Annotated in this window: 20 protein-coding genes and 1 tRNA gene; 7 read left to right on the forward strand and 14 right to left on the reverse strand. The window is 62.5% G+C overall.

Annotation, left to right across the window (positions count from 1 at the left end; translation table 11 throughout):
* The first annotated feature begins 94 nt into the window (after positions 1 to 94).
* Positions 95 to 171: transfer RNA gene (locus LDN70_RS17015), tRNA-Pro, on the forward strand.
* A 201-nt stretch (positions 172 to 372) separates the two neighbouring features.
* On the opposite strand, the gene LDN70_RS17020 is transcribed toward LDN70_RS17015, so the two are convergent.
* Positions 373 to 597 (reverse strand): hypothetical protein, encoded by a 225-nt coding sequence (locus tag LDN70_RS17020; RefSeq protein ID WP_142938020.1) that lies wholly within the window; start codon positions 595 to 597, stop codon positions 373 to 375.
* A gap of 127 nt (positions 598 to 724) precedes the next feature.
* Here LDN70_RS17020 and LDN70_RS17025 point away from each other — a divergent pair, with 127 nt between their 5' ends.
* Entirely contained in the window at positions 725 to 1990 is a 1266-nt protein-coding gene (locus LDN70_RS17025) for a helix-turn-helix domain-containing protein (protein ID WP_024818003.1), read from the forward strand.
* 75 nt (positions 1991 to 2065) lie between these two features.
* Here the strand turns inward: LDN70_RS17025 and LDN70_RS17030 are convergent, their stop codons facing one another.
* Both LDN70_RS17030 and purD read right to left on the reverse strand, forming a co-directional pair.
* Complete coding sequence (locus LDN70_RS17030; RefSeq protein WP_223940872.1) at positions 2066 to 3004, reverse strand: phosphoribosylaminoimidazolesuccinocarboxamide synthase; 939 nt, start codon at positions 3002 to 3004, stop codon at positions 2066 to 2068.
* A 2-nt stretch (positions 3005 to 3006) separates the two neighbouring features.
* Positions 3007 to 4365, reverse strand: a complete 1359-nt coding sequence (gene purD, locus LDN70_RS17035) for a phosphoribosylamine--glycine ligase (RefSeq protein WP_187697100.1) — start codon at positions 4363 to 4365, stop codon at positions 3007 to 3009.
* Positions 4366 to 4399: 34 nt separating this feature from the next.
* Here purD and LDN70_RS17040 point away from each other — a divergent pair, with 34 nt between their 5' ends.
* Both LDN70_RS17040 and LDN70_RS17045 read left to right on the forward strand, forming a co-directional pair.
* A complete protein-coding gene (locus LDN70_RS17040; RefSeq protein WP_166842419.1) occupies positions 4400 to 5416 on the forward strand; it encodes an asparaginase in 1017 nt (338 codons plus the stop codon).
* Between the two features lie 20 nt (positions 5417 to 5436).
* Positions 5437 to 5835, forward strand: coding sequence for a sterol carrier family protein (locus LDN70_RS17045; protein ID WP_223940873.1), 399 nt, complete (start codon positions 5437 to 5439; stop codon positions 5833 to 5835).
* 68 nt (positions 5836 to 5903) lie between these two features.
* On the opposite strand, the gene LDN70_RS17050 is transcribed toward LDN70_RS17045, so the two are convergent.
* The 5 genes from LDN70_RS17050 to LDN70_RS17070 all read right to left on the reverse strand — a co-directional run bounded on the left by LDN70_RS17050 (position 5904) and on the right by LDN70_RS17070 (position 11908).
* Positions 5904 to 7391, reverse strand: a complete 1488-nt coding sequence (locus LDN70_RS17050; RefSeq protein WP_142938017.1) for a cation:dicarboxylate symporter family transporter — start codon at positions 7389 to 7391, stop codon at positions 5904 to 5906.
* 179 nt (positions 7392 to 7570) lie between these two features.
* Positions 7571 to 8581, reverse strand: a complete 1011-nt coding sequence (locus LDN70_RS17055) for an endonuclease domain-containing protein (RefSeq protein ID WP_223940874.1) — start codon at positions 8579 to 8581, stop codon at positions 7571 to 7573.
* A gap of 128 nt (positions 8582 to 8709) precedes the next feature.
* Entirely contained in the window at positions 8710 to 9477 is a 768-nt protein-coding gene (locus LDN70_RS17060; RefSeq protein ID WP_142938016.1) for an SDR family oxidoreductase, read from the reverse strand.
* 25 nt (positions 9478 to 9502) lie between these two features.
* The gene (locus tag LDN70_RS17065; protein WP_223940875.1) at positions 9503 to 10264 is read right to left on the reverse strand and encodes an aspartate/glutamate racemase family protein; all 762 of its coding nucleotides are present in this window, start codon (positions 10262 to 10264) and stop codon (positions 9503 to 9505) included.
* A gap of 78 nt (positions 10265 to 10342) precedes the next feature.
* Positions 10343 to 11908 carry an NCS1 family nucleobase:cation symporter-1 gene (locus tag LDN70_RS17070; RefSeq protein WP_142938014.1) on the reverse strand — a complete coding sequence of 522 codons (1566 nt, stop codon included), beginning with the start codon at positions 11906 to 11908 and terminating at the stop codon, positions 10343 to 10345.
* Between the two features lie 290 nt (positions 11909 to 12198).
* Between LDN70_RS17070 and aceE the strand changes: the two genes are divergently transcribed.
* Entirely contained in the window at positions 12199 to 14964 is a 2766-nt protein-coding gene (gene aceE / locus LDN70_RS17075) for a pyruvate dehydrogenase (acetyl-transferring), homodimeric type (protein ID WP_223940876.1), read from the forward strand.
* A gap of 85 nt (positions 14965 to 15049) precedes the next feature.
* Here aceE and LDN70_RS17080 read toward each other — a convergent pair whose 3' ends face one another.
* On the reverse strand, positions 15050 to 15241 hold the full coding sequence (locus tag LDN70_RS17080) for a YegP family protein (protein ID WP_044569301.1): 192 nt from the start codon (positions 15239 to 15241) through the stop codon (positions 15050 to 15052).
* 161 nt (positions 15242 to 15402) lie between these two features.
* Here LDN70_RS17080 and nboR point away from each other — a divergent pair, with 161 nt between their 5' ends.
* Together nboR and LDN70_RS17090 are read left to right on the forward strand one after the other, a co-directional pair.
* Entirely contained in the window at positions 15403 to 16041 is a 639-nt protein-coding gene (gene nboR, locus LDN70_RS17085; protein ID WP_142938003.1) for a nicotine blue oxidoreductase, read from the forward strand.
* Positions 16042 to 16060: 19 nt separating this feature from the next.
* Positions 16061 to 16528 carry a GNAT family N-acetyltransferase gene (locus LDN70_RS17090; RefSeq protein WP_223940877.1) on the forward strand — a complete coding sequence of 156 codons (468 nt, stop codon included), beginning with the start codon at positions 16061 to 16063 and terminating at the stop codon, positions 16526 to 16528.
* Positions 16529 to 16609: 81 nt separating this feature from the next.
* On the opposite strand, the gene LDN70_RS17095 is transcribed toward LDN70_RS17090, so the two are convergent.
* The 5 genes from LDN70_RS17095 to LDN70_RS17115 all read right to left on the reverse strand — a co-directional run bounded on the left by LDN70_RS17095 (position 16610) and on the right by LDN70_RS17115 (position 24044).
* Positions 16610 to 19453, reverse strand: coding sequence for a molybdopterin-dependent oxidoreductase (locus tag LDN70_RS17095; RefSeq protein ID WP_166842412.1), 2844 nt, complete (start codon positions 19451 to 19453; stop codon positions 16610 to 16612).
* A complete protein-coding gene (locus tag LDN70_RS17100) occupies positions 19443 to 20381 on the reverse strand; it encodes an FAD binding domain-containing protein (RefSeq protein ID WP_142938000.1) in 939 nt (312 codons plus the stop codon). The genes LDN70_RS17095 and LDN70_RS17100 overlap by 11 nt, the downstream gene beginning before the upstream one ends.
* Entirely contained in the window at positions 20372 to 21631 is a 1260-nt protein-coding gene (locus LDN70_RS17105) for an XdhC family protein (protein WP_223940878.1), read from the reverse strand. The genes LDN70_RS17100 and LDN70_RS17105 overlap by 10 nt, the downstream gene beginning before the upstream one ends.
* 346 nt (positions 21632 to 21977) lie before the next feature.
* On the reverse strand, positions 21978 to 23534 hold the full coding sequence (locus LDN70_RS17110; protein WP_223940879.1) for an NCS2 family permease: 1557 nt from the start codon (positions 23532 to 23534) through the stop codon (positions 21978 to 21980).
* A gap of 15 nt (positions 23535 to 23549) precedes the next feature.
* On the reverse strand, positions 23550 to 24044 hold the full coding sequence (locus LDN70_RS17115) for a nucleoside deaminase (RefSeq protein WP_142937997.1): 495 nt from the start codon (positions 24042 to 24044) through the stop codon (positions 23550 to 23552).
* Positions 24045 to 24335 lie beyond the last annotated feature (291 nt).

The raw sequence follows: 24335 nt of genomic DNA on the forward strand, positions 1-24335 counted from the left end.
CGCAGCGTCGCAGCTGTGACGAGGCACACCGGCTCCTCGATTTCGCATCACGGGACGTTTCGGCTATTCTTGAACAGTTGCTTTCGCAGCGGATCGGGATGTAGCGCAGCTTGGTAGCGCGCTTCGTTCGGGACGAAGAGGTCGCAGGTTCAAATCCTGTCATCCCGACCAAACACGAAAATGGCGTCGAGAAATCGGCGCCATTTTTGTTTTAAGTCTGTCAACTCACCGCACCTATCCACATGTACTATCGTGCCGATTGGCGTCCCCGCCGCGCCTCACTATGATTTCAGTGGCCACCGAAGGCAGGGCACAAAGAAAACCCCGGAGCATCGCTCGTCACGCTCCGGGGTTTCTTTTACTACAATTGTTTTACATAGGGTCGGGCCAGTTGCCGATGGACATCGTAGAGATGGTCGTCTCGGACTTGTCCTTCTTGGGCGCCGTGGTGGTGGACCGCATAGGGTCCGGCCAGTTCCCAATGGCGCTTACTGTGCTGGAATCTGCCGCGGGAGCAGCAGAGACTACACCGGGAGCCGCAACTGCCAGCGTCAGTGCGCCCGCCACGGCCACTGAAGCAATGATTTTCTTGAACATGATGTTGTACCCCAATGCGAGTCGGATTCGTTACGGAAATTGCACGGTCCCTGTTGACATACATTGTAAAATGTTTTCCACAGAGACTGTCAAGGTTTTGGTCAAAAGACACCTGTAGGAGGGACCCGTGGGAAACGGATTCGGCGAGAAGCTACGTGCCGAACGGCTCGAACGTGGGTTGACGCAGGCAGAGCTAGGCAAGAACCTGTATTCACCGAGCTATATTTCGCTGCTGGAGACCGGTCGCCGCGAGCCTACGGCCGAGGTCATCGAGGAACTCGCCCGTCGGCTGGAACTGGCGCCCAAAGCACTTGAAGCGTGGAGCCAACCAGTCTCCGTCAGTGATGCCGAGTACGTCCTCGCCGGCTTGTATGCCCGGCAGGCCTGGGACCTCCGCGACTATCAACTCGCCGCCAGCCACGCAGCAACCGCAGCGCAGATCGCTCTTGAGGCCAAGAACAACAGCGCCTGGTGGAACATGACGTACATGCAGGCCGAGTGTGTGATGAAGCAAGGGCAGCTCAAGGAATGCCAACAGATTGTTGAGCACCTCCTGGAACACCCCATGGCCACGGAGTCCGCCGGCCTTGGAGTTCGCGCCTGGCAGATGCTTGCCGCGGTGTGTCACGGACAAGGCCAGTTGGCCACCGCCGTCGAGCATGCCAAGCAAGCCGTCAAGCTCAGCGAGCAGCTGCCCAAGGGTTCCACGCTCATTATTGGTGCGCACCGCGCGCTGATCGGTGCTCTTGCCGAGAGCGGCAAACTGGACGAGGCCTGGGAATACTGTCTGGCGATGATTGAGCACATGGACGAGCACTCCATGTCGCAGCTGGCAGGCGAAGTGGCCTGGGTGGTGGGCAACGTCGCCTTCATGCGCCACGACTACGTTGAGGGCATCAAGCACCACGAGCGAGCAGCCAAGCTCCTCTCCCCCGCCAACGACATTGAGCTGTGGGCGCGCTTCAACAAGGCTTCAGCAGCCGTTCGACTGTCCTCCGGGATTGTGGAACCGGAAACGTTGTCCGCCATTGAACGAGCGGAACTCGCGCTGTCCATTGTGGGCGGAAACAAGACAGACCAGTTGGAGGTCGCGTTCATCCGCGCCCGCTGGCTGTACTTGACCGGGGACATCCCTGCAGCCGTGGAGAAGCTCCGCGAAATCTACGCGGACCGCAAGGTGCTGGCCCGGCACACCGCCGGCGAAGTGTCGCTGCTGTTGGGTAAGTCCTTGAAAGCAGCAGGGGAAGCCGCTGAGGCGCTCCAATTCCTGGAAGAGGCCCAGCATGACTTCAGCGCGGCGGGAGCGTCGGACCGGGTCCAGCAGGCCATGGACGCGGTCTTGGAGATCCGCTTGGCCGAGCGCCGTGCCGCGAAGGAACACTCGCAGGCCTGACTAAGCCAAGTAAGTCGCAGTTAAGCGCGTTTTGAGCGGTCAAAACGCGCTTAACTGCGACTCAGTTGGGTGCGGTTAGGCGAAGGTGCGGCCCGTGAGCTTCTCATACGCTTCGACGTAGCGGGCGCGGGTGCGCTCAACTACCTCGGCGGGAAGAGCCGGAGGCGGGGTGTCAGAGGACTTGTCCCAGCCGGACTCTGCTGAGGTCAGCCAGTCACGGACGTACTGCTTGTCATACGAAGGCTGCGACTGTCCCGGCGCGTACGTGGACGCATCCCAGAACCGTGAAGAGTCCGGGGTGAGGACCTCGTCACCCAGGGTAATCACGCCAGTGGCAGCGTCAATGCCGAACTCCACCTTGGTGTCAGCCAGGATAATGCCACGTTCGCGGGCGATCTCCTCGGCGCGGGTGTAGATCTTCAGCGTGAGCTCACTGAGGCGGGCAGCGATGTCGTCGCCCACCATGGCCACAACGTCGTCATAGGTGATGTTGACGTCGTGCTCGCCCACTTCGGCCTTGGCAGAGGGCGTGAAGAGTGCCTTCTCCAAGCGCGAGCCATCAACCAGGCCCTCCGGCAGCGGGATATCGCACACCGTGCGGGATTCCTTGTACTCAGCCAGGCCGGAACCGGTGAGGTAACCGCGTGCGATGCATTCCACCGGGAACATGTCCAGCTTCTTGCAGATCATGGCCCGGCCCTCGACGGCGGCAGGAACGCCACCTTCCACCGTGGACGCCAGCACGTGGTGCTCAACGTCCAACTGATCGAACCACCACAGGCTCAGCTGCGTCAGGACGCGGCCCTTGTCCGGGATCTCGCTGCTCAACACGTGGTCGTAAGCACTGATGCGGTCACTGGCCACAACCAAGACGCATTCCTGGCCGATCTTTTCCGTGATGGCTTCATCCGCGGGGACGTAGAGATCGCGGACCTTGCCGGAGTAGACGTGCGTCCAGCCCGGTAGCTCCAGGGCTTCGGCAGCAAAGCCGCCGGTGGGAAGTCCTTCAGTCATGCTCAGGCCTGCACTTTCGGGATGGTTCCGGTTGCGGTGTATGGCACGCGGATTTCGCCGCGAGCGGCTTTGCCTCCAATGTCCGTACGGAACTGTGAGCCTTCAAGCTGAACCAGCTCAACGCCGTCGTACGCCTTTTCGCGTGCTTCCACCAGATCGGAACCGAGCGCGACCACGGCGAGGACGCGGCCACCAGCGGAGACCACCTTGCCTTCGTCGTCCAGCTTGGTGCCGGCGTGGACCACGTGGACACCGTCCAGCTCGTCAACCTTCTTCAGGCCGCGGATGCGATCACCGGTGCGGGGTGCGTCCGGGTAGTTTTCGGCGGCGACGACGACGGCGACTGCCGTGTCCTTGGACCAGCGCAGCTCTTCTGCGGTGTCCAGTTCGCCCTTGGCAGCTGCCAGCAGCAGCGCACCGAGCGGGGTCTTGAGGCGTGCCAGGACGGCCTGGGTCTCGGGGTCGCCGAAGCGGACGTTGAACTCGATGACGCGTGTGCCGCGGGACGTCAGGGCGAGGCCGCAGTAGAGCACGCCAACAAAGGGGGTGCCGCGGCGGGCCATCTCATCCACGGTGGGCTGGGCCACGCGGTCGATGACTTCCTGGACCAGGCCCTCGGGAGCCCACTCGAGCGGGGTGTACGCGCCCATGCCGCCGGTGTTGGGGCCTTCGTCATTGTCGAAGATGCGCTTGAAGTCCTGTGCCGGGGACAACGGGACGGTAGTGCGGCCGTCGCAGAGGACGAACAGGGAGACCTCGGGGCCGTCAAGGAATTCCTCGATCACCACGGTTCCACCGGCGTCGAAGCAGGCCTGTGCGTGGGCCAGGGCTTCCGCGCGGTCCTTGGTGACCACCACGCCCTTACCGGCGGCCAAGCCGTCGTCCTTAACAACATGCGGTGCACCGAAAGTATCCAGGGCATCGGCGGCTTCCTCAGCGTTGGTGGCCACGCGGGCCATGGCCGTGGGAACGTTCGCTTCAGCCATGATCTGCTTGGCGAAAGCCTTGGAGGCCTCCAGCTGGGCAGCTTCCTTGCTGGGACCGAACACCGGGATACCGGCTTCGCGGACGGCGTCGGAAACGCCGGCGGCGAGGGGGGCCTCAGGGCCAACCACCACCAGGTCCACGCCCAGCTTGGTGGCGAGGGCAGACACGGCTTCCGGGTTGTTCCCGTCAATCGCATGGGTGGGAACAAGTTTGCTGATGCCCGCGTTGCCAGGGGCCGCGTGGACCTCGGAAACGTTCGGATCTTCAAGCAGAGAGCGGACAATGGCGTGTTCGCGGCCGCCTGGGCCAATGACGAGTACCTTCACAGTCCTCAAGGGTACTTTGTGAAGGGCGAGCAGCCTAAGCTGTGTCATTCACCGGACCCTGCACGCCTCTAGACTTGGCTGTATGCCCATAAGTTCGCATGAAACGTTCAACGTTGAGTCCGCGGTGGAACTGGCAGTGATCGAACGAAGTGGCTTTATTGAGTCCCGGCACATCGGCGCGGCCGTGGTCCTTGCCGGCGACGGCTCGGTGGTCACCCGTCTTGGCGACATCGAGGCTCCCATCATGGCCCGCTCCACCCTCAAACCGTTCCAGGCCCTGGCCTCCATGCAGTCCGGCGTGCCCCTCCGTGGCGCACAGGTTGCTGTAGCCTGCGGCAGCCACACCGGGTCCCTGGACCATATGGACATTGTTGAGGGCATGCTCAAAGCAGCGGGCGTAAAGGAAGATAACCTCCAATGCCCCACCGCCTGGCCCCAGGATGAGACTGCTAGAAACTGGCTGGTCCGCTCCGAACGCGGCCAATCCAGGCTGGCTTTCAACTGCTCCGGCAAGCACGCGGCCTTCCTGTGGGCGTGCACCGAAAACGGCTGGGACCTGCGGAGCTACCTTGAACCCAATCACCCCCTTCAACAGCGTGTTCGCTCCGTGATTGAGGAATACAGCGGCGAAACCATCTCCCACCTTGGCATCGACGGCTGCGGCGCACCCGTTGCCGCCATTTCGCTGACCGGCCTCGCCCGGGCTTACTCCCGCCTGGCCAAGTCCCCCGGTGATAAATCGTCCAATGCGCGTGCCGCCACCATTGCCACCTCCATGCTGGATTACCCCTGGGCCGTCCAAGGCAAAGGCGAGTCCAACACCATCGTCATGGAAGAACTCGAGGTCCTGGCCAAAATCGGGGCTGAGGGCGTCCTTGTCCTCGCGACCCCCACCGGTGCCACCGTAGCTGTGAAAATGCTGGACGGGAACCTGCGGGCCACGTCCCTGGTGGGGCTGACTCTTCTTGCAGTAAGCGGCGCCGTGGACATCCCGGCAGTATCCAATGTTCTGGAACGGGTGGTTGAGCCCGTACTCGGCGGCGGCCACGAGGTTGGCAAGATCAGGCTGGGCCACGCCGTCTCCGCCCTGCTGGACTAGTACTTCTGAGGAGAACGCCCATGGCCGTCGCACGTCGCCGCGTCAACATTGAGGAAGGCCGCGCCGCGCTGGCAGCCTGGCAGGCCGCCGTCGAGCCTTCAGATGGTGAGCCGGGCAGCCTTGCCGGGCCACCGCCGTCGCGCTCTTTAATTGCGACGGCGGTGCGCTACTCCCTGGAGGAAGTCACCGCCCGCGCACCCGGCAACTCCGTGGAAGTCAGGGTGCCGCCGTTCGGCGTCACCCAATGCGTGGAGGGGCCCCGCCACACGCGCGGCACTCCCCCGAACGTGATCGAGTGCGACGCCGCCACCTGGCTGTCGCTGGTGACGGGACGGATTGCGTGGGCTGACGCGGTTTCGGAGCACAGGCTGAGTGCATCCGGCTTGCGTGCCGATCTTTCGGAGATGCTCCCCCTCTAAGAGTTTTTGTACAGCTAATGCCCCTAAGACGGCGTCTTAAGGGCATTAGCTGTACAAAAACTATCCGGTCAGTCCGGGCAGACCGGGGTGGATGGTTGCCCGCGCTTGCTCATTTCGAATTGCGGGATGTCGTCCGCCGAGGGACCGCCGCGGAACTTCGGCGAAGGTTCCTGGCCCTCGCTGATGCGCTGGAGTTCCTGCTCTTCGAAGACTTCTTCCTTGCCGAGCATGACGGCCGAGTCATGATTGGTGATCTCACCGTTGAAGGCGCGGACCATGACGCTGCGGTCGAACTGGCCCTCCCACTTGGCGACGACGAACGTTGCCACGCAGTTGCCCAGCAGGTTCACCACCACACGCATGGAGTCCATGAGGCGGTCGGCTCCAAGGAGGAGTGCGACGCCGGCCACCGGGAAGATGCCCAGCGCTGCTGCCGTGGCGGAGAGTGCCAGGAAGGACGAACCCGGCACGCCTGCCATGCCCTTGGAAGTCAGGAGCAGGACGCCCAGGGCCGCCAACTGCTGGCCTAGATCGAGGTTGTGCCCGAAGGCCTGGGCCAGGAACAGCAGCGAAATCGACAGGTAGATCGCGGCACCGTCCAGGTTGAAGGAGTAACCCGTGGGAACTACCAAACCGGTGGTTGCACGGGAGCAGCCGGCGTTGGTCAGCTTGGTCATGATGCGCGGCATGACAGCTTCCGTGGAGGCTGTTCCGAGTGCCAGCAGGAATTCTTCGCGGGTGTACTTGAGGAATGACCACAGCGGAACCCTGGCGAAGCTCCAGGCCACCAGGAACAGCAATGCGATGAAGACAATCGCTGCGCCGTAGCAGGCGGCTATCAGGAGGGCATAGGTACTGAGTGTGCCCAGACCGTACTGGCCGATGATGAATGCCATGGCACCGAAGGCACCGATGGGAGCCACTTTCATGATCCAGGACATGATCTTGAAGATCAGTTCCAGGACGGTCTCCATGAGGCTGATGACCGGCATGCAACGTTCGCGGCCGATGACCACGATGGCTGCGCCGAAGAAGACGGAGAAGAACAGCACCTGAAGCAGGCTGTTGTTGGCAAAAGCACCGATCACGCTGACGGGAATGACATCCAGGATGAACGCTGCGGCGTCCTTGGGAGGCGCATTGCCGGTCTTGGCGTTGAGCGCGTCCTGGGAGAGCGTAGCGGGGTCGATATTAAGGCCAGCACCGGGCTGAACGATGTTTCCGACGATGAGCCCGAAGACGAGGGCGAAAAGAGTGGCGCCGGTGAAGTACAGGAGCGCTTTGACCCCGACCCTTCCGACCGCCTTGACGTCGCCCACTGCCGAGATGCCTGTGACGATCACGAGGAAAATCAGCGGGGCGATGATCATCTTGATGAGTTGAATGAATCCATCACCCAGTGGCCGGAGGGCGGACCCAATGGTCGGCCAGAAATGACCGATGAGTACACCTGCGACGACGGCGATCAGGATTTGAAAAAAGAGCGACTTGTACAGCCGCTTTTTCTTCTGCGGGGCCGAACTCGCCTTCAGCGCCGCGGAGTCTGGGATCTTCATTGATCTGAACCAATCAGTTGGGAACAGCCCCACATTTTGAGGGGGTTTTTCAAATGTAAGCCTGGTCACACCATTCCGCAAGGGGAAATTCTGTTTCCATAATGCGGAAGTCATATTTGGTTTTTTGTACAGCTACTGCCCTGATGAGTAGCTCATAAGGGCCGGATCTGTACAAAAACTCAGGACCTCCACCCCTGCTTCCGGAGGGCTTGAACCACGCGGGCCACCACCCATTTCCTCCCGTGCTTCATGTCCACCTTGTTGATCTTGACCTGGCGCCAGCCGGCCTCAGAGACGCGCTGATCCCGGTACGCATCCAGCGCTTGCTGCTCTGGAGAAAGGTGATGCAGACCCTCGTATTCGAGGCAGGTCCGATACTCCGGGCATCCGAGATCCGTCCACACCGGCCTACCAAGGGCGTCGTCAACCCTGCAGTTAGGAACGAAGGCAGGGAGTCCGGCATCTTCCAGCATCAAGCGCAGCTTTGTTTCCGGAGGAGAATCAACGCCAACACGCAGACGTTCCAATGCGATGCGTGCCTTGCCCACGCCATGGATACCGTTAGCCTTTTCAACGAAGTGTTGCAGCTTCGGCATAGACACCATGGGAACCCGCGGCGGCCCGAACGAGCGTTCGTGTTCGCTGACAATGGCATCGCCCACCACCACCAGATCTTCCATGGGCAACATCGAGGCCAGATCCACCCACGTCCGCGCAACAGACGTGAGAACTACCCCGTCCTCGTCTGTGAGGTCACCGTCCCTCAACGTCAGGCGATGGCCGGCAACTCCCCTACGCCGAGGCAGCGATCCGTTCCTGGGCCGAGATAGATGGATGAATCGCCCCGGCTCCCGAAAATGGGGCCCGCTTTTTGGCCCCCAGGGGATAGGTTCGACGACGGCGGTCACCGGGCCGCCGTCGTCGGGCTTGAACTGCGCCCAAGCAGGCAGCGGTAGGCCGAGCACCTCCGCGGCACTGATGTGGCTCAGGAAATCACCCTGACGGAGGTCAAGATGTGGCCGGGCAACCTCCAGCAACGTCTGCACTCGCCGCGGCAGCCGGAGTCCCCTGCTGGGCACTAGTAGGTCCGATGCCCGCAGTCGCTTCGGGGCAATGCCGAATTCATCAGCCTCAGCCAATGTAAAGGCGCGGTCAGAGAGTGCGGGAGGAAGAGAAGACAACGGACGCATGCCCCATTCAGTCATAACGAACGAGGCGACGAAGAGTTATCCACAGATCATTCGCGTCAGACCTGAGTTTTTGTACAGCAGATGCCCGTAAAGGGCTATTTTGAGGGCGTTATGTGTACAAAAACTCGCTAGCCGCGGCCTACGAACGGCATGCCGGCGGCGGTCACCACCAAGGATCCAACACTGGCCGACGCCGGCATGTTGGCCATCATCAGCACGGCGCGGGAAGCGTCCTCCACAGGGAACATGGGCTCCACCTTGCGGCTGCCATCAGCCTGCAGCGCGCCGGACCCGACGCCGATGGTGTCCATGATCTCGGTGCGCGTATTTCCGATGTCGATCTGCCCGCACGTGATGCCAAATTCCCGGCCATCGAGCTCGATGCTCTTGGTCAGGCCGGTCATCGCGTGCTTGGTGACCGTATAAGCCACGGACCTGGGCCTGGGCGAGTGCGCGGAGATGGATCCATTGTTGATGATGCGGCCACCCTGCGGCTCTTGGGCCTTCATGGTCCGCACAGCCTCGGCCGCACACAGCATGGAACCAGTGACGTTCACCCGCAACGTTGCTTCCCAGTCCTCCACGCTGATCTCGCCGACGTCGCCGGCCGGGCCGAAGATGCCCGCATTGTTGAACAGCACATCAACCCGACCCCAGCGCTGGCGGACCTCCGCGAAAAGGCGTGCGACGTCGTCGGGCACTGTTACGTCGCACGGAACCGCTAGCGCCTCCGCATGACCGCCGGCGGTTTCCAACAGTTGCGCCTCACGGCGCCCGGCCAACGCAACACGGTAACCTTCGGCGAGCATGAGCCTGGCGACGGCCCGCCCAATACCCGAACCGGCCCCGGTCACGACGGCGACCCTCGGGTTTGTGGGCTGGCTGGAGTCAGTCATGTGGTTGCCTTTCAGGATGGTGCAGTCAGTGTGCAGCTTGAGCGGGTTGGGCTGCTGTGGCTTTGGCTGCAGTTATCGGCCAGCCTATGACAGTCTTCGGGCGCGGCGTGGCGTAGGTTCGCACCTTGGACGTGGACAGACCAAGGCGGACCAGGGACTCGGCGATGGTGACCGCTGACGCCACTCCGTCCACCACGGGGACGCCTGTTCGTTGACGGATCTGCTCGTCCAGCCCGGCCATGCCGCCGCAACCGAGGACAATAACCTCGGCTTTGTCGTTCTGAACAGCTTGCACTGCCTGGCTCACGATTGCTTCAACAGCACGCTCCGGGTATTCCTCAAGTTCCAGCACGGCCATGCCACTGGCCCTAACAGAAGCACAACGTGCGTCCAGGCCGGCGAGTTTGAGGCGGTCCTCGATCAGCGGAACGGCGCGATCCAGCGTGGTGACCACTGAGTATTTGTGTCCAAGGAACATCGCGGTGCTGGCTGCCGCCTCGGTAATATCCACCACCGGGACGTCCAGAAGTTCTTGGAGGCCTTCGCGGCCGTGCTCGCCATAGCCGGCCTGGATGACAGCGTCGAAGGGTTCGGGATAATTCACCACAGCATCCATGACGGCAATTGCGGCGAGGTAGCTTTCGAAATTGCCCTCACAGGAGTCGGCGCCAAAACGCGGAGTGATACCGATAATTTCCGTGCCGGGGGCAGCTGCTGCACGGGCCTGGGCTGCTATGGACTCCGTCATGGACTGGGTGGTGTTCACGTTTGCTACAAGGATGCGCATGGTTTTCCTCTCGACGGCAACGCCCGTCCTCTTCCGATGGAACGGAGAGGACGGGCGAGCCTTGATGTTTTCGGTGAGTCAGTGGGTGCTCGCGACGGCGATCGGCTCGCCGGATACGTCCTCGTGGACCTGCTTCTTATCCGCGACAGCGAAGTACGTCAGGGCAGCGACGCCGGCCCCGATGAACCAGGCGAACGGGGCAGCTGCTGCCAGCCCCGGGATGAAGGCGATGGCGATGGCAAGGCCGGCGGCCGGGATCATGGCAATGATGGCCTTCGGGTTCACGCCGCGCTTGTAGAAGTAGGCACCCTTGGGGTCCTCGGTGTAGAGCTCCGGGACGTTGACCTTGCCGCGGCGGACCAGCCAGTAATCGGCCATGACCACACCGAACAGCGGGCCTAGCAAGGCCCCGAGGCCACCCAGGAAGTACACGATCACAATCGGGTTGTTGTAAAGGTTCCACGGCAGGATGATCAGGCCGATGGTGCCGCTGACCCACGCCGCTTTGCGGAAGTTCAAGTGCCGCGGGAAGAGGTTGGTCAGGGCGTAGACGGGAGCGACGAAGTTGGCCATCAGGTTCACGGCGATGGTCAGGATCAGCAGTGCCAGGCAGGCAAGGACCAGCAGAAGCGTATTGGGGATGCTCTCCACAATGTCCGAAGGGCTCTCGATCACAGTGCCATTGATCTTGTACTGACCGCCGGCCATGACCACAACGATTGCGCCGAAGAGCAGCATGTTGATGGGAATGCCCCAGAAGTTGCCCTTGACGATTGACTTCTTGGAGGCGGAAGAACGCGTGAAGTCGCAGAAATTCAGGACGAACGTTCCGTAGATGGAGACCCACAGTGCGCCGCCGGCAAAGATGGTCAACCACATCTCGGTCCCCTCAAGGCCCTTGATGCCGCTCCACTGGATAGCACCGCCGGCTTCGATGAAGACCCACACGGCAATCGCGGCCATGGTGACCAGGATGATGGGTCCTGCGAAGGCCTCGTATTTACGGATCATTTCCATACCGAAGCTGACAATGATCAGCTGGACAATCCAGAGCGCCACGAAGGAGAACCAGCCCAGAGTGGAGAGGCCAAGAATGGAGTTGCTGTCCAGGTCCTTCAGACCGGGAGCCATGGCCACCAGCATCACGCGAAGGACCACCGAGGCCAGGTAGGTCTGGATGCCAAACCATGCCACGGCAACGGCGCCGCGAACCAGGCTGGCGATCTGCGCTCCACGGATACCGAAGCTGATGCGGCTCATGACCGGGAAAGGGACGCCGGTCTTCTCGCCCATGAACCCGGAAAAGTTCAGGAGCCCGAAGAGGAGAATGGCACCGATACCCAGTGCTACCAGGATCTGCCAGCCGCCCAGACCGAGGGAGAAGAGGCCGATGGCGAAGGCATAGTTACCCAGGCTGTGGACGTCGTTGGCCCAGAGGGTAAAGATGCTGTAGCTGGTCCACTTGCGGCCCTTGGCCCTAGTGGGCGCAAGGTCAATGTTGTAAAGGCTGGGGCTGATGGTACGGCCTGCGGCTTCGGAAGCAATGGCGCAGAGGTCAGTGTTTCCCACCACTGGGTGGTTGGGGCCACCTGCGTTTTTGTCTCCCGGAGTCTCAGTGACGCCGACTGATGAAGTCGTCTGCATCGTGGATCTCCACTTCGTACTGATTCCATAATGCGGAATCTAGTTATTGAATAGTGAAAGCACTTTATGACTCAGGTCACGTAACGTCAAGAGTTCCCGGTGTATGCAGGGTCACATTCGGTTGCTTGAGCACTGCTTTCCCAGTTGACTGTTTTGGTTACGCAATCCGTGTTGACGCTGCCCATCAGCAGACGTAATCTCGAATTGCAGAATTTTATTCTCACAATACGAAATTCCTTGAGCGCCCCCACAGAGCAAGCGCCCAGACATTCAATGAAGAGAGGTTGGACGTGGCTGCAGGAGAAGAGACCTCACACATCCTCAGCGGGTTGACTGCCCAGCTGCCTGATCGTGATCCGGAAGAGACCGCGGAGTGGATTGAGTCCCTTGATGCGTTGATCGCGGAGCAGGGTACCGAGCGTGCCCAGTACATTATGCGTTCGTTGTTGCAGCGTGCTGGTGCGAGGTCGGTGGGTGTGCCGATGGTGACGACCACTGATTATGTGAACACGATCCCGGTGGACCAGGAAGCACAGTTCCCGGGGAACGAGGAGTTCGAGCGCCGGTACCGTGCGTATATGCGCTGGAACGCTGCGGTGATGGTCCATCGTGCGCAGCGCTCCGATATTGGTGTGGGCGGGCACATTTCCACTTATGCCGGTGCTGCGACCCTGTATGAGGTGGGTTTCAACCACTTCTTCCGCGGCAAGGACCACCCCTCGGGCGGGGACCAGGTGTTTTTCCAGGGTCACGCCTCGCCGGGCATGTACGCCCGGGCGTTCATGGAAGGCCGCCTCACGGAAGAGGACTTGGACGGGTTCCGTCAGGAAAAGTCCAAAGAAGGCCACGCCCTGTCCTCCTACCCGCACCCGCGCCTGATGCCTGATTTCTGGGAATTCCCCACCGTGTCCATGGGTATCGGCCCGATGAACGCGATCTACCAGGCCCAGTCCAACCGGTATTTGCAGAACCGTGGCATCAAAGACACCTCCGATCAGCAGGTCTGGGCGTTCCTCGGCGACGGGGAAATGGACGAGCCCGAGTCCCGTGGCCTGCTCCAGCTCGCCGCGAACGAGAACCTGGACAACCTGAACTTCGTGATCAACTGCAACCTCCAGCGCCTGGACGGACCGGTCCGCGGTAACGGCAAGATCATGCAGGAACTCGAAGCGTTCTTCCGCGGTGCGGGCTGGAACGTGATCAAGGTCGTCTGGGGCCGTGAGTGGGATTCCCTCCTGGAAGCGGACAAGGACGGGGCGTTGGTGAAAATCATGAACGAAACCCCCGATGGTGACTACCAAACCTACAAGGCCGAGTCCGGCGGGTTCGTCCGGGAACACTTCTTCGGCAAATCCCCGCAGACCAAAGACATGGTGGCGGATTTGGACGACGAGCAGATCTGGGGCCTCAAACGCGGCGGTCACGACTACCGCAAGGTCTACGCCGCGTACAAGGCAGCCACCGAGTTCAAGGGCAAACCCACCGTGATCCTGGCCAAAACGGTCAAGGGCTACGGCCTGGGCCCCCACTTCGAGGGCCGCAACGCGACCCACCAAATGAAGAAACTGACCATGGAAGACCTCAAAGCCTTCCGTGACCACCTCCGGATCCCCATCAGCGATGACCAACTCGACGCTGACCTCTACCGGCCCCCGTACTACCACCCCGGCATGGACGCCCCCGAAATCAAATACCTCATGGAACGCCGGGCAGAGCTCGGCGGGTTCGTCCCCGAACGCCGCCGCACCCACACCGAAGTCACCCTCCCCGAAGCGAAATCCTACGAAGTGGCCAAACGCGGATCCGGGAAACAACAAGCCGCCACCACCATGGCCTTCGTCCGGCTGTTGAAGGACCTCATGCGGGATAAGAACTTCGGCGCCCGGTTCGTTCCCGTCGTCCCGGACGAATCCCGCACCTTCGGGATGGACGCGTTCTTCCCGACCGCGAAAATCTACAACCCCAAAGGCCAGAACTACCTCTCCGTGGACCGCGACCTCGTCCTGGCCTACAAAGAATCACCCGCCGGACAACTGATCCACCCCGGCATCAACGAAGCCGGCGCCGTCGCAGCGTTCACCGCCGCCGGGACCTCCTACGCCACCCACGGCGAACCCCTGGTCCCGATCTACGTGTTCTACTCCATGTTCGGCTTCCAACGCACCGGAGATTCCTTCTGGGCCGCAGCAGACCAAATGACCCGCGGCTTCATCATCGGCGCCACCGCAGGACGAACCACCCTCACCGGCGAAGGACTCCAACACGCCGACGGACACTCCCCCATCCTGGCCTCCACCAACCCCGCCGTGAAAACCTACGACCCCGCCTACGGCTACGAAATCGGCCACATCATCCGCCACGGCCTCGAAGAAATGTACGGACCCGACAGTACTGACGGCACCGGTGAAGACCGGAACGTGATGTACTACCTCACCGTCTACAACGAACCCATCACCCAACCCGCGGAACCCGAAAACCTCGACATCAACGGACTCCTCAAAGGCATCTACCGCCTCGCAGAAGCCCCGCAAGGCGACTCAAACCGGCCCACCGCGAACATCCTCGCCTCCGGCGTGTCCGTGCCCTGGGCCATCGAAGCAGCCCGGATCCTGAACGAAGACTGGGGAGTCGCCGCCGAAGTCTGGTCCGTGACCTCCTGGAACGAACTCCGCCGCGACGGACTCGCCGCCGAAGAACACGCCTTCCTCAACCCCGGCCAACCCGCCCGCACCCCGTTCATCACCGAACAACTCAAAGACACCACCGGACCCGTCATCGCCGTGTCCGACTACATGAAAGCCGTCCCCGACCAAATCCGCCAATTCATCCCCAACGACTTCGCCTCCCTCGGAGCAGACGGCTTCGGCTTCTCCGACACCCGCCAAGCCGCACGCCGCTACTTCAAAAACGACACCCACTCCATCGTCGCCAAAACCCTGCAGTTGCTGGCGGCGAGGGGCGAGGTAGAGGAGGGCGCGCCGTCGTACGCCATTGACCGCTACAAGTTGCTGGACGTGAACGCCGGTACTACCGGCGGAGCAGGCGGCGACGCCTAAACAGCCCGCACAACACAAGCGGCGGCAGTGTTCGTGAAGAACACTGCCGCCAATTTGTGGTTGAACGGGTTTTGCGGAATCGGGCTCAGGTGCCCAGGTTCCTTCTATCAACCACGAAGCCGGTTGCCGCGTTCTCGCGAACTGCGTTGATACCAGCCACTACAGCTTTCAGATTCGGAAACTGTGGCGACACTGCCACAACCGTTCCATCCTCCGCGGTCAGCCGGAACCGGAATGAGTTGGTTCCTGCCTTGAGAATTTCAAAACTGCCAGCCATTTTCCCCTGTTCTTTCACGCGACATTGCGTACCGAGCTGACTTCATAACTCCCTCAAAGACCATATCGGCCATTTCTGGCGACCAAAAGCCCTACTGATCGGTAATCTACAACCGATATTGGTAGATCTCTTGGAAAGAACCCCTAGGAGCTAGAGACCGCATGGACCGCCGCGCGTATCGTGAGGATATGACTGACACCGGCACGGCCCCCACCACGGGCGTGCTCCTCGCTGCAGGCGCCGGAACACGGCTGGGCCGTGGCCCCAAGGCGCTGCTCCCCTTCCGGGGCAGGACTTTGGTGGAAGTCTTGGCCGACACCCTGTTCGACGGCGGCTGCCGCGAAGTTGTGGTGGTGCTCGGCGCGGAGGCCGACCACGTCCGGCGGAGCACCGATTTGGGCACTCATACGGTGGTGGAGAACCAGAACTGGGCCAAAGGAATGGCCGGTTCCTTCCGCGCCGGCATTGACGCGGCCACGCCAGGCAACAGCATCATGGTGGCGCTGGTGGACCAGCCCGGGTTAACCCCGACGGCGGTGAGCAGGCTGCTGGGCAGCCACCGTCCCGGCCGGGTCACCGCAGCCGCATACCCTGATGAGCACGGCCACCTGAAACGCAGGCACCCGGTGATTATCGACGTCGGGCTTCGCTCCGAAGCGGCCGCAGCCGCGAATGGTGACACGGGTGCGCGCTCCTTCCTCAAGGCGCATCCCGGCCTGGTGGACTTGGTGGACTGCAGCGACCTCTGCTCCGGCGAAGACCTGGACACCAAGGATCAACTGCATCTTTTGGACGGGTAGAGGCGGGTAAGTTAGGGGCATGATCCGCATCGAAACTGATGATCTCGCGCGCCCTGATGTCCATCAGCTCCTGAGCGAGCACTTGGCCGATATGTTCGCCACCTCCCCTGCGGAGAGTGTTCATGCCCTGGACCATTCGGCGTTGTCGCACGAGTCGATCACGTTCTGGACTGCACGCGAGGACGGGGTTCTGCTGGGATGTGGGGCGCTGAAGGTGCTCTCTTCCGGGCACGCCGAGATCAAGTCCATGCGGACCACAGCCAGTGCCCGCGGACGTGGTGTGGCCACGCTGATGCTTGAGCACATTGTGGCCGAGGCGGCCCGGCGGGGCTACGAGCGCGTGAGCCTGGAGACAGGAACGGAAGACTACTTTGCTCCTGCCCGCAGGCTATATGCCCGGCACGGATTTACGGAGTGCCCGCCGTTCGGGGACTACACCCTGGATCCCAACAGCGTGTTCATGGAGCTCACCGTCTCACCCAAGTAAGTCGCAGCAGAGCGCGTTTTGACGGCTCAAAACGCGCTCTGCTGCGACTCAGTTGGTTGCGGGGTGGGTGGGTGAGTTGGGCTACACGGGCGCAGTGGTGCGGTCGCGGAGCGCCAGGTAGATCTTGTCCCGCGCGATGGGCAGCTCGCCGAAACGGATTCCGGTTGCGTTGCGGATCGCGTTGGCCAGGGCGGGAGCCACGGGGTTGAACGGGCTCTCGCTCATGGACTTTGCACCCAGAGGGCCGGTGGAGTCGTTAGTGGTTGCGAAGTAGACCTCGCTCCGGGGCACGTCCGCGAACGACGGAATGTGATATTGCCGCAGGATGTCCGTGGTGACGCGTCCGGCGTCGTCCACTTTCACTTCCTCGTACAGCACCGCGCCGAGCGCCTGCGCAATGCCGCCCTCGATCTGGCCGCGGCACTGCCGCGGATTCACCACAACACCGGCATCGGCGGCCTGGACACTTTGCAGGATCCGCAGCTCACCGGTTCCCGTATTAACAGCAACCCTGAACCCGTGCACGTTGAATGCGACCGACCGCGGCGTTCCTCCCCAGTTGCCGTCCGTGGCGAGCCGAACGCCTTGCAGCCGGGCGGCGTCGACGATTTCTTTCAGCTCCACCGTGCGATCGCCGCATTCAACGGCGCCATCCACCAAACGGCAATCCGTCAGGGCGGCTCCCGTCAACGACGCCGCAACCGTCTGGATCCGCGTGGCGAGTTCCAGCGCGGCCCCGAGCGTCGCCTTCCCGGCCACCACCGTGCCGGCAGAACCGAACGCACCGGTGTCGTGCTCCACGAGGTCGGTATCCGACTGACGCACGGTCACTTTGGACGCGGTCGTGGCCAGCGCGGTGGCAGCCAGTTGCGCATGAACAGTTGTGGTGCCGTTCCCGAATTCGGCAGTACCGACGTCGACGGCGAACCTTCCGTCCGCTTCCAGGCTCACCCGGGTGTGGGCGAAGTGGCCGCGGGGCGGGACGGTGTCGATCATGGACAAGGCCGAGCCCTCCCCCACCACCCAGTCCGGCCCCAGATCATCCAAGCCCGCGGCGCGGTAGCGTTCCTTGCCACGGTCCAGCGCGTCCCGGACCAACGCCACGCACTGGTCCAGGCCGTAGCTGCCGTAGTGGACGTCTTCCTCGGGCTCGGGTGTTGTGGAGAGCATGTGATCGCCGGGCCGAACCATGTTCTTGAGCCGGAACTCGAGCGGATCCATGCCGATGCCGATGGCGAGTTCGTCAATGGCCGACTCGATCGCGAAGATCATCTGGCTCAACCCATAGCCCCGAAAAGCGCCTGCTGGGACGGTGTTGGTGTAGACCGCGTGGGCGTCAACCTTCTTGTTCACACACTTGTAGACGGCCAGCGATTCTCCACAGCCGTGGAACATCACACCGGGAGCGTGGTTTCCGTAGGCGCCGGTGTTGGTAAGGACGTCCAGCTGGAGCGCTGTGAGATACCCATCGCGGCTGGCGCCGGCCTTGAGCTTGATGGTGAAGGGGTGCCGGGTGGTGGTTGACGTGAACTGCTCCGTGCGGGTGAACTCCAACTGCACCGGCCTGCGAAGGGCCAGGGCCGCGAGGGCTACAAGATCCTCAGTGAGGACTTCCTGTTTTCCGCCGAATCCGCCGCCAACCCTGCCGGCAACTACGCGGATGGTCTCCGGCGCCAGGTTGAACACCCGGCTCAGGGTCCTCTTCACCAGGAAGGGAACCTGCGTGGAGGACCGGATCATCAAGCGGCCATCCTCATCAAGCCAGGCAATGGACGCGTGGGTTTCCATGGCCACGTGCTGGACCCGCTGCGTCTTGTAGGTGTGCTCGTGGATAAAGTCGGCAGCCGCGAAGCCGTCGGCCACGCTACCCAGTTCGGCGTGGACCTCGGCCACTACGTTGTGATGCGGGCGGGAAATCCGGGAGAAGACGCCGTCCTTTTCACCGTGAATCGCCGGGGCGCCGGGGAGGATGGCTTCCTGCGGAGTGAACACCGGTTCCAGGAGTTCGTACTGCACTTCCAAGGCCCGCGCACCAGCCTCGGCTGCGCCCACGGACTCAGCCACCACCGCTGCAACCCGTTGCCCGATGAACCGCACCACGTTGTCCAGCACACGGGTGTCGTCGGGGTCGTCCGTGTAATTCTCGTGTTGGGCTGTGGAGAACAGAAGCTGCGGAGCATCCTCATAAGTGAAGACCGCCACGACGCCGGGAACTGCCAGAGCAGGCGCTTTGTCGATGGACACGATCCGGGCATGCGGGTGCGGCGAACGCAGCAACTTCATGTGCAGCAAGCCCGGAAGTTGCTCAGCCGGAACATCAAGGGTGTAACGGGCAGTTCCGGTGACGATCGCCTGGCCGGCGGGTGCCGGAACGTTGTCGCCGAGCTGGCCCGGCGTCGCTTCTACAGCGACTGGCGGCTGAGTACCCGACACGGAATGCGCCCCCGAAACTGTCTGGGCCCCCGAAACGTCCGCACCGGCGTCGTGCTGGTGATCGCTGCCGTGGCCACAGACCGCGTCCGCGATGGAGCGGTAGCCGGTGCAGCGGCACAGATTGCCCTTGAGGTTGCGGGGCAGGTTGGCGCGCTGCTCGTCGTCGAACGTTGCAGCGGTCATCATCATGCCGGCGGTGCAGAAACCGCACTGGAACCCCTGGGCCTCCAGGAACTGCTCCTGCACAGGGTGCAGCCCATCAGCGGAGGCGAGGCCCTCGATGGTGGTGACCGCTTTGCCCTCGGCACGGACAGCAGGGTAAATGCAGCTGTGGACGGGCATGCCGTCAACGTGCACGGTGCACGCACCGCAGTCACCGCCGTCGCAGCCTTTCTTGACGCCAAAATTGCCCTCTTCGCGGAGGAACGTGCGCAAGCACTGGCCGGGGCGGGGGGTGGCCTGCGAGGCAGTTCCGTTGATCTCAATTGCCATTCGGGGCCTCCTTCTGCTGGGTGCTTGATGTGGTGGGCTGGGTGGACAGCTGGGGCGAGGTGTTATGCGGCGGCCAAAAATCACCGGACACGCTCATGGACTCGCCCAGCAGCTCCGCCCTGATCTCCTCGGCAAGCTTGAACGTCATGTCCCGCCGCCAGGCAGGGAGCCCGTGGATGTCGTCGTGGTACAGCGGCCACGGAATGGAATCGCCGACGGCGTCAGCCAGCGTCCCGGCGTCAGGAACCTGACCTGCGGGGAACCTCAGTTGCACAGGCCGTTTAGTGGACGCGGTGACGGTGATGACCAGGGCGCCGTCGGGATCGAGCCGCCCGATCAGGAGCACACCGGAACGGCCAAGGTTGCTAAGCGATAAACGCCGGAAAGCGACGCGGGCGGACAATGCGGACGCGGGAAGATGGATGCTGCGGAGCAGTTCCCCCGGTGCCAGGAGAGTCTGCATATCCCCGGTGACGACATCCGCCACCGGAACATCCCGGCTGCTGCCGTCCGGGCTGAGGATGGTGGCGACGCCGTCCAGGCCTGCGCAGAGTGAGGTCATTGGCCCCGCCGGCAGGCCGGTGCAGATGTTGCCACCCACGGTGGACATGTTCCAGATCTTGAACGAGGCCACGAACGAGTCGCAGCACGGGCGGATCAGTGCCAGTCCGGGCCATTCACGGTTGGCTGCTTCCGCGGCCAGCGGCAGGGCGTAGAGCTCCGCGACAGTGCAGGTGGCGGCCAGTTCGACGCCCTGGTCAGTGAAAGTGATAGTGGGCCATTCTGCTTGGCCGAGGTCAAGGAGCCGCTTCAGGACGTTGCTGCCGTAGGAGAAGAGGACCGTTCCTCCGGCGAGCCAGGCGTCGCCGTCGCGCCATTGTGCCGGGTCCGTGGTGGGGACCACGGCCTCGATCGTGTTCATGTCCATGGGTCCTCCTGAGTGAGGTGTTGGGCAGCCGCCTGTATCGGGGTTGGACTAATCGGGGCTGGGTGAATGGGGCCGGTGCTGTCCCTGAGGGAAGGAAACCCGGGGGTGCTGGTTTGTCCGCCGGCACCGCGGTGGGCGATGATTTCTGCCGTGATGGACACGGCGACCTCGGCAGGAGTCACGGCGCCGAGGTTCAGGCCGATGGGCGAGTGCAGCCGTTCCAGGGACTCCAACGGCGTGCCTGCCTCAAGCAGGGCGTCGATCCGTTGGCGGTGGCTGCGCCGCGAGCCCATTGCCCCAACATATGCCAGCCTCAACCGGAGGGCGCTTTCGAGCAAGGGGACATCGAACTTGGGGTCGTGGGTCAGGATGCACACCACCGTGCGGGCGTCGATGCGTCCTGCCGCTGCCTCCGATTCGAGGTAGCGGTGCGGCCACTCGGTGACCACTTGCTCTGCTCCGGCAAAGCGGCTCTGCGTCGAGAAGGCAGGCCGGGCGTCGCAAAGGGTGACGTTGTAGCCGAGCAGCTGCCCGGCAGGCAGAAGGGCTGCGCTGAAGTCGTTGGCACCGAAGATCAGCATCCGTGCTGCCGGCAAACGGCTTTCGACAAACAGCGTGATGGGCTCCGGCTGGGCTTCTTCCTGTGGAGGCATGGCCAGCCTTTCGGTGGTCATCCAGCCATCGATGCATCCCTCCGGCGGCGCCAAGCGAACCAGGCCGGCACGGCCGCCTTGGAGCAGCGGCTCCAGCTGGGCAGCGGCAGCGAAAAGTGTGGAGGGGTGGTCGCCCAGCAATTTGGCGAGTTCCTCGGATTCCATGGCACGGAACCGGACAGGATCATGGACCACCATGACTCCCCCCTCAGCATCGAGCCGGCGGATCAGGGCCGCTGGACGCTTCGCTTCAGCAAACACGGAAAGTTCGGGCGATCCAGCCATGAGCGGCTGGATGTGGACTTCCAGTTCCCCTCCACAGGTGAGTCCAACGGCGAACGCGTCCTCGGAACTGTAGCCAAAAGACTCAAGGCGAGGGCCGCCGTCGCGCATTGCTTCCAAGGCCGCCTCCACCACGGCGCCTTCCACGCAACCTCCGGACAAGCTGCCCAGGATTTCGCCGTCTTCGGAGACCATCATGGAAGTCCCCAGGGGCCTCGGCACGGAGCCGCCGGTCCCTACGATCGTGGCCACAGCACACAATTGGCCGGAGACCGCAGGCCGCCAGCTGCCCAGTGAAGGCATCAGATCCAGCATGGCAACACATCCTTATTCCAGGTGTCCCGGCGGGGTGGCCCGTCCGGAGCAGTGCGCGATCTTGCCTCATATTCTCATTGACAGAGGATGTTGAGGGGTAGTCGCAGGTAATCAGCAAAAGTTCAATCAGCAAGAGTTCATAGGAACGGGGGCAAGGGCTTCATCTCCCTGCCCCCGTTCCCTGACGGAGCGCGCGGTAACCAGCCGCCGCCCGCCGTCGTGCCTTTTCCAGTCCGTAAAGGCGGGAAGGACCACGACGGCGGACGCCTATTCGTGCGGTGGGTACCGGCGGACCGTCGATCAGAGTGCCGGAATGGTGCCCGCCGGCGCGGGGTGCGGCTCCTGGTTAGACGCCCATCAGGGCGTTGATGGGGCCCCGGGCGAAGTAGATGATGAAGCCCGCCGTGACAACCCACATCAGCGGGTGGACCTTCTTGGCCTTGCCCGACGCCGCGCTAATGACGGCGAAGGAGATGAAGCCGACACCGATGCCGTTGGCGATGGAGTACGTCAGGGGCATGGTCACGATGGTCAGGAACGCCGGGAGTGCGATGGAGAACTTGGTGAACTTGATCTCCCGGATCTGGGCCATCATCATGGCACCCACTACCACCAGGGCTGCAGCTGCAACTTCCAGCGGAACCACGGAGGTGAGCGGTGTGAAGAACATGGAACCCAGGAACAGCAAGCCGGTGACCACTGAGGCCAGGCCGGTGCGTGCGCCTTCGCCGATGCCCGCCGCCGAGTCGATGTACACGGTGTTGGACGAACCGGACGTTGCGCCGCCCACCACTGCGCCCATGCCTTCAACAATGAAGGCCGACTTCAGCTTGGGGAACGTACCGTCCTTGTGTGCCACGCCAGCGCTCTTGGCCAGGCCCGTCATGGTGCCCATAGCGTCGAAGAAGTTGGTGAACACCAAAGTGAAGACCAACATGGTGGCCGCCAATCCGCCGATCCTGGCGAAGGAGCCGAACAGATCGAACTGGCCTACCAGGCTCAGATCCGGGACCGAAACCAGCTGGCTGGACAGGATGGGGACATTCAGGTGCCAGCCGCCGGGGTTCTGGGCGCTTCCGGGACCAATCCGGAACACGGCCTCGGCTACAGCGGCGAGGACAGTGGTGGCGACGATGCCGATCAGCAGGCCGCCCTGGATTTTGCGTGCCACGAGGATGCCCATGGTCAGCAGTCCAACAATGAAGACGAGGGTGGGGATGGACGTGATGGAGCCGTTGTCCCCCAGCTGAACCGGCGGTCCGCCTGTGGTGGCGCGGACAAAGCCGGAGTCCACGAAGCCAATGAAGGCAATGAACAGGCCGATGCCAACGGTGATGGCGGCCTTGAGCTCCTTGGGGACTGCCTTGAAGATCGCCGTCCGGGCTCCGGTGGCACCGAAGATGACGATCAGGATGCCGTTGATAACCACCAGGCCCATGGCTTCGGGCCACGTGACTTCCTGAATGACCGCGACGGCGAGGAACGAGTTGATGCCCAGGCCGGCGGCAAGGCCGAACGGGAGGTTCGCGACGAGACCGAAAATGATGGTCATGACGCCGGCGGTCAGGCCGGTGACGGCGCCTACTTGCGCAGCCGACAGCCACCCCCCGGCAACGTCCACAGGGGCGTTGTCTGCCGAGAAACCACCCAGGATGAGCGGATTGAGGATGACGATGTACGCCATGGTGAAGAAGGTGACCAAGCCGCCGCGGAATTCGCGGGCCAACGTGGAGCCACGCTTGGAGATCTGGAAGAACTTATCCAGGAAGGAGTTCGACACCGGGGGCTTCTTGTTGCCATCTGCCAAGCCGGTTGCCGTGTGCTTTGCAGCTGTGGGCTCTGCGCCGTCTCCCTTGGGAAAGAGTGCAGCCTGCTTCTCAGCTGAATTGTCCAGGATTGTCATGTCAGCCACCGGGCCCTAGTAGTCAATCCTGGAATCAAGCGTGTTCCATGTGGTGAACGGCTGGAGGGCCTCCGGAGCCTGGGGGTCGCCCAGTTCCAGCTTGGCTACCGGCATCAGCGCGTCCCGGTTGTCGTTCTCGAAGTATTCGTAGAAGACGGCGTCATCGAAGCCAACGGATGCGGCGTCGTGACGGTCTGCGGCAAAAAACACGCGGTCAACGCGTGCCCAGAGTGCGGAGGCCAGGCACATGGGGCATGGCTCGCAGCTGGTGTAGAGGGTTGCTCCGCTGAGATCGAAGGTGCCCAGTTCGCGGCAGGCGTTACGGATTGCCGTGACTTCTGCGTGTGCGGTGGGATCGTTCGTGGCGGTGACGCGGTTGACGCCTTCGAAGGCTCGTCCGTCCGCGGTGACAATGACGGCGCCGAAGGGGCCCCCACTGTTGAGGACATTGGCTGTTGCCAGCTCAATGGATGTGGCCAGGAATTGCTCGGCCGTGACGGTTGTACTCATGTTGCGACTTCCTTAGTGCTGAGGAAGCCAGGTGACCTGTTTGGGGGCGCTACAGAGATGAGCTCCAGTTAGCTTGGTTACCAGGCTTCAGCATGTGCGATGAAGGTTAAGTTGCGCCTGGTAGATAGCTTCCCGAGGTCCGGGTGCCCGCCTTTGGCAGTTAGAGCGTAGCACCAGGTTTGTGAGCCGCGCCATAGTTTTTTGAAAACTTAATTTCGTCATGCGAAATTACTTACCCTGCGGTCCTGGTGCCCGAATATGACCGCAGCCCGCCCGCAAGCGTTGACTGCC

The organism is Arthrobacter sp. StoSoilB22 (genome assembly GCF_019977315.1).
GTDB lineage: Bacteria > Actinomycetota > Actinomycetes > Actinomycetales > Micrococcaceae > Arthrobacter.

What these genes read in the sequence shown, in the direction of transcription:
- LDN70_RS17020 (WP_142938020.1), bottom strand. Translation starts at nt 597, where the DNA reads ATGTTCAAGAAAATCATTGCTTCAGTGGCCGTGGCGGGCGCACTGACG.
- LDN70_RS17030 (WP_223940872.1), bottom strand. Translation starts at nt 3,004, where the DNA reads ATGACTGAAGGACTTCCCACCGGCGGCTTTGCTGCCGAAGCCCTGGAG.
- purD (WP_187697100.1), bottom strand. Translation starts at nt 4,365, where the DNA reads ATGACACAGCTTAGGCTGCTCGCCCTTCACAAAGTACCCTTGAGGACT.
- LDN70_RS17040 (WP_166842419.1), top strand. Translation starts at nt 4,400, where the DNA reads ATGCCCATAAGTTCGCATGAAACGTTCAACGTTGAGTCCGCGGTGGAA.
- LDN70_RS17045 (WP_223940873.1), top strand. Translation starts at nt 5,437, where the DNA reads ATGGCCGTCGCACGTCGCCGCGTCAACATTGAGGAAGGCCGCGCCGCG.
- LDN70_RS17050 (WP_142938017.1), bottom strand. Translation starts at nt 7,391, where the DNA reads ATGAAGATCCCAGACTCCGCGGCGCTGAAGGCGAGTTCGGCCCCGCAG.
- LDN70_RS17055 (WP_223940874.1), bottom strand. Translation starts at nt 8,581, where the DNA reads ATGCGTCCGTTGTCTTCTCTTCCTCCCGCACTCTCTGACCGCGCCTTT.
- LDN70_RS17060 (WP_142938016.1), bottom strand. Translation starts at nt 9,477, where the DNA reads ATGACTGACTCCAGCCAGCCCACAAACCCGAGGGTCGCCGTCGTGACC.
- LDN70_RS17065 (WP_223940875.1), bottom strand. Translation starts at nt 10,264, where the DNA reads ATGCGCATCCTTGTAGCAAACGTGAACACCACCCAGTCCATGACGGAG.
- LDN70_RS17070 (WP_142938014.1), bottom strand. Translation starts at nt 11,908, where the DNA reads ATGCAGACGACTTCATCAGTCGGCGTCACTGAGACTCCGGGAGACAAA.
- LDN70_RS17080 (WP_044569301.1), bottom strand. Translation starts at nt 15,241, where the DNA reads ATGGCTGGCAGTTTTGAAATTCTCAAGGCAGGAACCAACTCATTCCGG.
- nboR (WP_142938003.1), top strand. Translation starts at nt 15,403, where the DNA reads ATGGACCGCCGCGCGTATCGTGAGGATATGACTGACACCGGCACGGCC.
- LDN70_RS17090 (WP_223940877.1), top strand. Translation starts at nt 16,061, where the DNA reads ATGATCCGCATCGAAACTGATGATCTCGCGCGCCCTGATGTCCATCAG.
- LDN70_RS17095 (WP_166842412.1), bottom strand. Translation starts at nt 19,453, where the DNA reads ATGGCAATTGAGATCAACGGAACTGCCTCGCAGGCCACCCCCCGCCCC.
- LDN70_RS17100 (WP_142938000.1), bottom strand. Translation starts at nt 20,381, where the DNA reads ATGGACATGAACACGATCGAGGCCGTGGTCCCCACCACGGACCCGGCA.
- LDN70_RS17105 (WP_223940878.1), bottom strand. Translation starts at nt 21,631, where the DNA reads ATGCTGGATCTGATGCCTTCACTGGGCAGCTGGCGGCCTGCGGTCTCC.
- LDN70_RS17110 (WP_223940879.1), bottom strand. Translation starts at nt 23,534, where the DNA reads ATGACAATCCTGGACAATTCAGCTGAGAAGCAGGCTGCACTCTTTCCC.
- LDN70_RS17115 (WP_142937997.1), bottom strand. Translation starts at nt 24,044, where the DNA reads ATGAGTACAACCGTCACGGCCGAGCAATTCCTGGCCACATCCATTGAG.